The following is an 8657-nucleotide window of genomic DNA, read 5'->3' as shown; positions in this document are numbered from 1 at the left end:
TTTAAATAGAATATAAATCCCTTTGAAAGTGCAGCATTTGTTGCACTTTCTTTTTTGTGTATCGTCAAAAACAAACCTACAAAATTCACAGAAACAGGTCGCGAAGTTTTGCTTAAATTTGCAACATGAACAAAGACACCATCTGCGCATTGGCGACTGCCAACGGAATAGGAGCACTTGGAATCATCCGTCTTTCCGGGGAAGAAGCGGTAAGTATTGCCCAAAAATCTTTCAAAGGTAAAAATCTGGAAAGACAGAAAAGTCATACCGTGCATTACGGCTACATGGTGGATGGTGAAGAAATCATCGATGAAATTATGGTTTCGGTTTTTTTGGCTCCAAAAACTTTTACTACAGAAAATGTGGTGGAAATTTCATTCCACGGTTCTCCGCATATCGCGAAAAAAATTTTGGAAGCGCTCATTAAAAACGGCGCAAGAATGGCGAAAGCCGGTGAATTTACCATGCGTGCGTTTATGAACGGACGTATCGATTTAGCTCAGGCGGAATCCATTGCAGACCTAATTGCTTCCGAAAATGAAGCATCGCGAAAAGTAGCTTTGAATCAATTGAAAGGTGGAATCTCCAATGAAATCTCACTTTTGCGTGGCGATTTGTTGAATTTTACTTCTTTAATTGAATTAGAATTAGATTTTTCAGAGGAAGATGTAGAATTTGCGGACAGAACGGCTTTAAATCAACTTGTTGACAGAATTGAAAACAAACTTTCGTCTCTTATTGAAAGTTTCCAGTACGGAAATGCCATAAAAAATGGGGTAGATGTGGCTATTATCGGGAAACCAAATGCTGGAAAATCTACCTTACTCAATGCTTTGCTTAAAGAAGAAAGAGCCATCGTTTCTGATATTGCCGGAACAACACGCGATACCATTGAAGAAGTTCTTCATATCAAAGGAGCCGCTTTCCGTTTTATCGATACCGCGGGAATTCGTGAAACAACCGACGAAATTGAAGCTATTGGAGTACAGAAAGCCAAGGAAAAAATTGCAACGGCAAGAATTCTTCTTTATCTGTACGATGAATTTGATTCTAAACCTGAAGAAGTCATTGATTTTGTAAAAACTTTTTGGCGTGAAGATTTAAAGATGATTCTGCTTCACAACAAAATAGACTTGCATCAAAACGAGAACAATTTTGATGAAATTGTAAGAGACGAATTAAAACAAAACTATACTACAACTATACTGCAACTTTCTGCAAAAGACCAAACCGGAATTGAAGCTTTAAAAGCAGAACTCATCTCCTTTGTTGAAAATCTTAAAACCGAAGAAAGCAATACGGTGATTACGAACCAGCGTCACTTTGAAGCACTTCAAAAGTCTTTAGATTCAGTAAATCGTGTGAAAGAAGCCGTTTCTGGAAATATATCCACAGAATTATTGGCTTATGAACTTCGGTCTGCTTTGGAACATCTTGGGGAAATCAGCGGAGAATTTACTAACGACGAAGTTTTAGGAAATATTTTCAGCAAGTTTTGTATCGGGAAATAAATCTACTTTCTTTTGATTTCTTTTATGTTCTTTTGATTGATTTTCAATAATTTATGTAATTTATATTTTCTTATGTAAGAGTTTGTTTGTACTTTTGTTACACCTTGTGTACACCTTGATTATAAAAGTTGTACAAAAAAGCACTATTGTACACCTCAAAACAAACTTATGAAAATTACACTGAAGCAAAAAGTATTAACAGACGGTAGAATTAGCCTCTATCTTGAATTCTATAAAGGTTCAACAACAGATAATCAAGGTAAAAGAACTCACCTCAGAGATTTTGAGTTTCTTAAAATGTATCTGTTTGGAAATCCCAAAACTACGAAAGAGAAAACTCATAATAGAGAAACTTTAGAAATGGCAGAAGGAATTCTGGCTATTCGTAAAGCTGAATTTTTGCAAGGTAAATACGAGCTGAAGAATACAACCAAAGCCAAAAGAACCTTTCTAAAATACTTTGAAGAGTTAACTGCAGAAAAGCAAAAACAGGATTCCTCCAACAATTATGGCAATTGGTTTTCTACATTACAGCATTTAAAAAAAATCGTCTCCAAGAATTTGACTTTTGATGAAATTGATGAAGAATTTTTAAAGAAAGTAAAATCCTACTTTGAAAAAGATGCGCGAACCAAAAGTAACCTTCCACTTTCACAAAATTCAAAATATTCCTATTTCAATAAATTTAAAGCATCTCTCAGAAATGCTTTTGATGATGGTTATCTCACAATAAATTTTGCACAGAAGGCAAAATCATTTGAACAAGCAGAAAGCCAAAGGGAATATTTGACTTTTGACGAACTTCAGTCACTAGCAAAAACTGAATGCAAGTATGAAGTACTTAAACGAGCTTTTCTATTTTCCTGTCTTTCCGGGCTTCGTTGGTCGGATATCAATACTTTAACTTGGTCGGAAGTTCGCGATGAAGGAAATTTCAGCAAAGTCAACTTCAGACAGGAAAAAACTGACGGTGTTGAATATCTGTATATTTCTCAGCAGGCGAGAGAACTGTTGGGAGAACGGCAGTCACCACAGGAAAGGGTTTTTCGTGGACTAAAATATGGAATGACGTATAATACTGAAATCGTTCGATGGTGCAATAGGGCAGGAGTTTCGAAACATATAACATTTCACTCTGCTCGACATACCAATGCAGTCTTAATGTTGGAAAATGGAGCTGATATTTATACCGTTTCAAAGCGTTTGGGACATCGTGAAATACGCACCACAGCGATTTACGCAAAAATTGTAGATTCTAAAATGAAAGAAGCTGCCGAAATGATACCGGAATTAAAAATTGAACTTTGATGGATAATGAATTAAGAGAAGAAATAAGAAAATTGATAAGAGAAGAATTATTACTAATAATTCTCGAGGATAAAAAATTAAAATTGTCATTGGAAACCTACTTGAAATCTATGCTAGGATCTGAAATTAAATACCTGAAAATGATTGAAGATGGGTTTCAAAAATCAGATCAGGAAGTAACATTGCAACTTGACTCAAACAATTTAAAGTTAGGTGCAGCCGGATGGATTAATTATGAAGAAATTGATGAAAAACATTTAAAGAATGTTCATGAACAATTGATTTCTAATGAATTTACGGATACAGATTTTGAGGATTTTAGTGATATAATAATGAATAGATCTATCAAAAAAATTAATTGGATTCAGAGAATGAGTAAAGATAAAAATACTATCAATTCTTATGGAATTTTTGATCTGCTTTATAGCTTAGATTTCTCAATCATTAATCTAAAAGGAACAAAACTACGCTGGTTTATTTTTTCTGTCTTGAGAAAGTTTTCTGAAAACGGAGATAATTTCACGTTTGAAAGGATATATGACTCATTTAGTAAATGGAAAAATCTAAAAATTCAAAATAATTAAGCGAAAAAATGCACATTTTTATTTTCGCTCAATAGCTTTTTAGTTATTGATTTCCTTTGCTTCATTAACTCAAACAAATTGCAACAAATGGAAAAGAATGAAATTATTTTGCACAAGCTAAATCAGATTGAAAAGCATATTTTCGGTTTGAAGTCAATCCTTAATGTAGAGGAACTTTCTGACTATACTGGATTTAAGAAATCTTATATTTACAAACTTGTCCATGGAAATTTGATCCCCTTTTCAAAACCGAATGGGAAAGTTCTTTTTTTCGAACGAAAAAAGATAGACCAATGGTTGCTTTCCAACAGTTCGAAGTCTCAAGCAGAATTAGAACAGGAAGCATTAGAATTTTCTTTCAAAAATAGAAAGTAATGCAGGACGGCATTAAACGAATCGTGAAGAAAGAAATATCAAACGAAAGTCAAATTGGCTGGATTCGTATTTCGAATGATTTTGTTGATAATTTCCTTTTTGAAGACAAAAGGTTTGTGGATATTCCAATTACCGCACTTCGAATTCTCGCTAATATCATAGCTATTGTGAGGGATGAACAATTTCGTCCTGAAGACAGACCAACGCAACTATCTTTGTTTGAAGATGATTTCGAAACTGAGCATAATATCTTTGCACGAATTAAGATCAGGAATACCGCAATTTCTCCAAGCCGTTCTTATAAACAGATTGCAAAGGCTTATGAATTTCTAACTAAGTTCAGAATGGATTGGTATTCATCAAAGAATTCGCAGGGAAGATTAATCAAGACTTACGGTGGATTAATCTCAACTCCAACCAAGGACGAACGGGGTTATACTGTTTTCCTTATAAGCAGTTATTGGCTAAAGAAGCTAATTGTTCTGCCACAGTATAATAAAATACTGTTTGATTTAGCATATCATTTGACCAACAACAAACAAGTAATCTTTGCGATTTGGCTCACAAGAATTCCTGAAGATGGAACAATATTAAAGCTTGATACCTTCAATAAAAAATTTGGGCTTGAATATAAAAATGCGGGAGATTTTTGTTCCAAATTTTTAAGAGCCATAAAAAAATCACTAGATATGGTTAATGACATTTCGTTTAATTACCAATTTACACATGATAGAATTAAAATTATACCTTACAAAAAGGAAGTGAAAAGAAATCCTGCCTTAAAACAGGAAACAAGGATTAGCTATCGATTATCATATTTTAAAAGGCGGTTCAAACTAGATGACAATCAGTCATACCGATTAAAAAAGGTGTTTGAAACTGATGTGAAATTAGTTGAAGCTTCGTACAAGGATTTTGTAAAGATCAATAGAAATAGAAAATTAAAGAGCACACACTTTGTTGGAGAAATTTTTTTGCAGGAACTGCAAACCTTTATCAGCAAAAACTATAAACAAAGTAAAGCAGCTGAAAAATTTCCGGATGGGTTTCCAATCTTATATTAGAATGAAGTTTGCGGATTTGCACTCCTTTAGATTGCGGAATTCCACTCCTTGATGGGTTCAAAATGAATTTTCTCAATGTAAAATCATCAAGTTTGCGGATTTGCGCTCCTAAATTGGTTTTGAAACGTCTAGTTGTGGATAACTATAAAGGCATTTCGAAAAATTTGCGGATTTGCTCTCCTTTGAAAACAGGCAAGTTTGCGGAATTGCACTCGGAAGTTTGCGGAATTGCGCTCCTCACAATTGCGGAATTGCGCTCTGCCAAAAATGTAAGTTTTACTTGTATTGGTGCGAGATACCCCCATTTAATAAAAGTACTATTAAAAGATATTAAATATTTTATTTAAAAGAATTTCGATAAGATAAACGAAAAATAAAAATGTGGATAACTAAACTTGACGGTAGTTAATCCTTATCTAAAATCAGGTGTCGTTAAAACTTGATAACTAGAATATTAAGCAACTGACAGAGTAAGTTACGAGCTCACTCGCAACTTTTAATTTCGCGAGCTCCCAGAAAAGTTTCTTAGTTCGCTCTGCGAGGCATTAATGTAGAAAAAGAAAACTTCTCAGAAAATTAACATTTTGCACACATAATTTTATTTTTAAAGAAATCCTGATCAATATTTCAATCTTAAACTTTCATCTTTTGATTAAAAAAATATTACCAATATTTTTTGGAAAATTGACCCGAAATGCTATGAATTCAAAGCCTTCTACCCAAAAAAAAGTCATTTTTTTATATATTATTCTCAATAAAGTTGCTCCTTTTTCTGACAATTAAAACTGCACTTATCTTTATTATTTTCATCATTAATTTTTATAAATATTTATCACGATTTTTCTTAAAAAGTATATTTTCTTCTATAAAATTTTGGGATAGAAAAAGCAAATTTATTTTCATAGATTCATTTTCAAAAATTCTATTTTTATTCCTACAATTAAACTAATTTTTTTTCAAATTTTTATTATTAATCATCACAAAATTTCATCACTTTTCTTAACTGAAAATATTATTTTTTAATTAATATTTTGAGTAAAAAATGTAAATTTCTTGATAAATGAATTGCCATAACGCCTATTCTTTTTTCCAAAAAAAATAGTAAACTTTTTGTAAAATTTTTATTCGGAATTTTCACAAAATCTAAATTTTTTTTAACCAAAAACTTTTTATACGTAAAATATTTTTTAGATAGAAAAATCAATAATTTTATTAATAATATTATCTCAAAAATTACAACAACTCCAAACTTTTTTCAAGGTCAAATAAACCTCAAACAAGGTCAAATAGACCTTGTTTTTTTTAAAAATAAGGTCAAATAGACCTTAAACGAGGTCAAATAGACCTTGTTTATCTTTTAATCTCATGAAAATAGTATTGATTGCCAGTAAATTATGAAGTTATAAAATGTGAAAAATTGGGGCAAGATGTCTTTTTGTGGACACATTTAAAATGTGCTGCAGAAAAGGATTCTTGCCTTCTCTTCGAAAAGGGGACAAAATAATTTAATCCATTACTTAAAGTCACATGCAATAAATAGAAACAAATAATTATATTTGATTTATTTTAAAAAAAACAGGGCAAGATGTGCTTTTGTATATACAAACAAAAGTTATCTTGCCTTTTTCTTCGAAAAGGATTTTAAAAAATACGATTTGTAAATTTCATTTTTTTTAATTTAAATGTATTTTTTTTAGAATGAAAAAGAAAAATTTTAAATCCAAATAATTGGAATATTTTCGAAATTCATCGTCGTTTCCAAACCTAAAGATGACGTCTTTATATTTCCAAATTTTAAATCTAAAATTCTCATGATGGGAAAGTCAAGATTATCAAAATTTTTCAAATCAAATTCAATGATTCCCTTCATCGGAATGTTCGGAAGAATATTTTCAGTTCGCTTCAAGTTGGAGGTCAAAATTTCAAAAGTTGAAGCCTGATTTCCTTGTGGATCGATAAAATGAGCATTGTTGATTTGGAAATACTTTCGTGCCTCCGTATCCGTGTTTTTATAAACAAAAATTACCTGGAGCTTTTTGTCAGATTTCGATCCTGTGATTTTCAAAATATCGATCTGTATTCCGTTCTTACTACTTGATGCGATTGGTTTAAGAAGATTCAGCGTTTGCTTGTAGTATAAGTTTTGTTTTGAAAGTTCAGTAATTTCCACTTTCTGATTTTCTACCTGCATTTTTAATTTTTCACACTCCGTATTAGTTTGTGCATGAAAAAATGAAGCAAAAAGGATTGTGGACGTGATAAAGATTTTTTTCATAATTGGTTTTTAATTGTTGATAAATTCAGATTGTAGTTGCCAATAAATATTGTTTGGCTTGAGATAAAAATGGTTTTCCTTCAGTTTGAGAATATTTCTTAATGCATAATCATTAAATGCAGAATAGGGCATTTGCAATGGTCTGTCAAAACCTTTCAAATATTGCTGATTTCTAAATTTTTCTGCAAGTTTTTCAATATAAGACTTAAGATAGTTCGCGGTAGCAGTGGTATTTTGGTTAAAACTATTTTGATATTTCGAGGTTTGTCTCAAGGTGGAATAAAGAAGATAAAACGCCTTTGATAGGGAATAGTCTTCTTTCAAAAGTTCAGAAACGTGATGACTAATGCTTTCATCAATTGAAAATCCGAGAAACTTTTTGGAATAATAATGGAGATATTCAGAAACTTCATTTTGGTAAACAGCATTCCAAATCAATATCCGGTCATCTTCAGAAACATCATGGTTCTCAAATATTTCTTTAAATTCTAAAAATGAAAAACCACAATTTTCTTTTTCTACATTAAGTTTCCAATGGAATCCTAGAGGTTTGCTTTTTAGAAAATGATCCGGATTTGCCCGAACATATTTCAGATTTTTCGCTTCAATTTTGGAAGGCGCTATAATTCTCAATTCCGCTAGATCTTTAAGATAGCTTTTCAGTTCAAGTGGAGTTTCTCTGGAAGGATTTTTCCATTTGTGTTGAAATGATTCGGGAAAGATGAGTAATTCCGTTTTTTCGTCATAAAAATTATCAAACAGGATTTTTAATTTAAGTAAATCGTGAAAGTAAACTCTTTGAAATTGAATTTTACTTCTGAATTTTGTTGACACATGGTGTTTCCAAAGCATTTCAAGTTCGGCTTCTTCCTGTAATTTTTGTTGTTTAAGAGCATTTTCACAATTTTCGCAACCGCAGGTTGAAATATAGTCGTGGTGACAATTTATGCAATATTTTAAGGCATGGAATGATTGTTTTGAAACTCTTTTACTTTTGCTATAAATCAAACTTTTGCAATAAATACAAGGTTCGTCCGACAGTAGAAATGGCAAATCATAGAAAAAGGAATTTGTTTCAATACCGGGATATTTTACTTTAATCTCAGCAAAAGTCATATTGCTGTTATAAATATCGATGAGATGAAGTATTTCTTCTTCCGGGAATTCTTTAAACTTTGAAAATTTGTTGAAGTAGAATTTTTCCTGAGCCATAATCTGTGTTTTAGAAAACAGAAAGCGCGAACTCCATCAATCCGTTACTGAGGCACTCGGATGCCCAAACCCAGAAAGACTTCGCCCGCGCCATATAAGCACAGGCGTAAGTCTATCGAATTTGGGTTTATTGAAGATTCCGAGTTTTCAGTAACCAAAACGATAGCTTACGCTTTACGTTAATTTTACCGCTAATATAGTGAAACTATCAGTATTAATTAGTCTCTCCTTAAACCACCTATAATTTACTGATTATTAGTATTTTGGGTTTAAAATAGCTTGTTTTTTATTGCAAGAATTTGTATCTTAGAGCTTTAAAACCTTGCAA

7 protein-coding genes are annotated in these 8657 nt (G+C 31.9%); 5 read left to right on the top strand and 2 right to left on the bottom strand.

Annotated features, from left to right (window positions below; translation table 11 throughout):
• Window positions 1–125 precede the first annotated feature (125 nt).
• The 5 genes from mnmE to Q0252_RS08675 all read left to right on the top strand — a co-directional run bounded on the left by mnmE (window position 126) and on the right by Q0252_RS08675 (window position 4842).
• Window positions 126–1511 carry a tRNA uridine-5-carboxymethylaminomethyl(34) synthesis GTPase MnmE gene (gene mnmE / locus Q0252_RS08695; protein ID WP_297985400.1) on the top strand — a complete coding sequence of 462 codons (1386 nt, stop codon included), beginning with the start codon at window positions 126–128 and terminating at the stop codon, window positions 1509–1511.
• A gap of 168 nt (window positions 1512–1679) precedes the next feature.
• A complete protein-coding gene (locus Q0252_RS08690; RefSeq protein WP_297985399.1) occupies window positions 1680–2819 on the top strand; it encodes a site-specific integrase in 1140 nt (379 codons plus the stop codon).
• Complete coding sequence (locus tag Q0252_RS08685) at window positions 2819–3403, top strand: hypothetical protein (protein WP_297985398.1); 585 nt, start codon at window positions 2819–2821, stop codon at window positions 3401–3403. The genes Q0252_RS08690 and Q0252_RS08685 overlap by 1 nt, the downstream gene beginning before the upstream one ends.
• Before the next feature lie 87 nt (window positions 3404–3490).
• Entirely contained in the window at window positions 3491–3778 is a 288-nt protein-coding gene (locus Q0252_RS08680; protein ID WP_297985397.1) for a helix-turn-helix domain-containing protein, read from the top strand.
• Window positions 3779–3801: 23 nt separating this feature from the next.
• Window positions 3802–4842 (top strand): hypothetical protein, encoded by a 1041-nt coding sequence (locus tag Q0252_RS08675; RefSeq protein WP_297985396.1) that lies wholly within the window; start codon window positions 3802–3804, stop codon window positions 4840–4842.
• Window positions 4843–6556: 1714 nt separating this feature from the next.
• On the opposite strand, the gene Q0252_RS08670 is transcribed toward Q0252_RS08675, so the two are convergent.
• Together Q0252_RS08670 and Q0252_RS08665 are read right to left on the bottom strand one after the other, a co-directional pair.
• The gene (locus Q0252_RS08670) at window positions 6557–7117 is read right to left on the bottom strand and encodes a hypothetical protein (protein ID WP_297985395.1); all 561 of its coding nucleotides are present in this window, start codon (window positions 7115–7117) and stop codon (window positions 6557–6559) included.
• A 9-nt stretch (window positions 7118–7126) separates the two neighbouring features.
• Window positions 7127–8329 carry a hypothetical protein gene (locus Q0252_RS08665; RefSeq protein ID WP_297985394.1) on the bottom strand — a complete coding sequence of 401 codons (1203 nt, stop codon included), beginning with the start codon at window positions 8327–8329 and terminating at the stop codon, window positions 7127–7129.
• Window positions 8330–8657 lie beyond the last annotated feature (328 nt).

The sequence above is a fragment of the uncultured Chryseobacterium sp. genome (genome assembly GCF_936933875.1).
In the GTDB taxonomy this organism is placed as follows: Bacteria; Bacteroidota; Bacteroidia; order Flavobacteriales; family Weeksellaceae; genus CAKZIK01.
The sequence above is the reverse complement of the archived record's forward strand: the minus strand, read 5'-3'. Positions and strand labels throughout refer to the sequence as shown.

Bases quoted from the DNA above. Each gene is read 5' to 3' on its own strand.
- Q0252_RS08670 (WP_297985395.1), bottom strand. From the start codon at position 7,117: ATGAAAAAAATCTTTATCACGTCCACAATCCTTTTTGCTTCATTTTTT.
- Q0252_RS08680 (WP_297985397.1), top strand. From the start codon at position 3,491: ATGGAAAAGAATGAAATTATTTTGCACAAGCTAAATCAGATTGAAAAG.
- Q0252_RS08685 (WP_297985398.1), top strand. From the start codon at position 2,819: ATGGATAATGAATTAAGAGAAGAAATAAGAAAATTGATAAGAGAAGAA.
- Q0252_RS08690 (WP_297985399.1), top strand. From the start codon at position 1,680: ATGAAAATTACACTGAAGCAAAAAGTATTAACAGACGGTAGAATTAGC.
- mnmE (WP_297985400.1), top strand. From the start codon at position 126: ATGAACAAAGACACCATCTGCGCATTGGCGACTGCCAACGGAATAGGA.
- Q0252_RS08665 (WP_297985394.1), bottom strand. From the start codon at position 8,329: ATGGCTCAGGAAAAATTCTACTTCAACAAATTTTCAAAGTTTAAAGAA.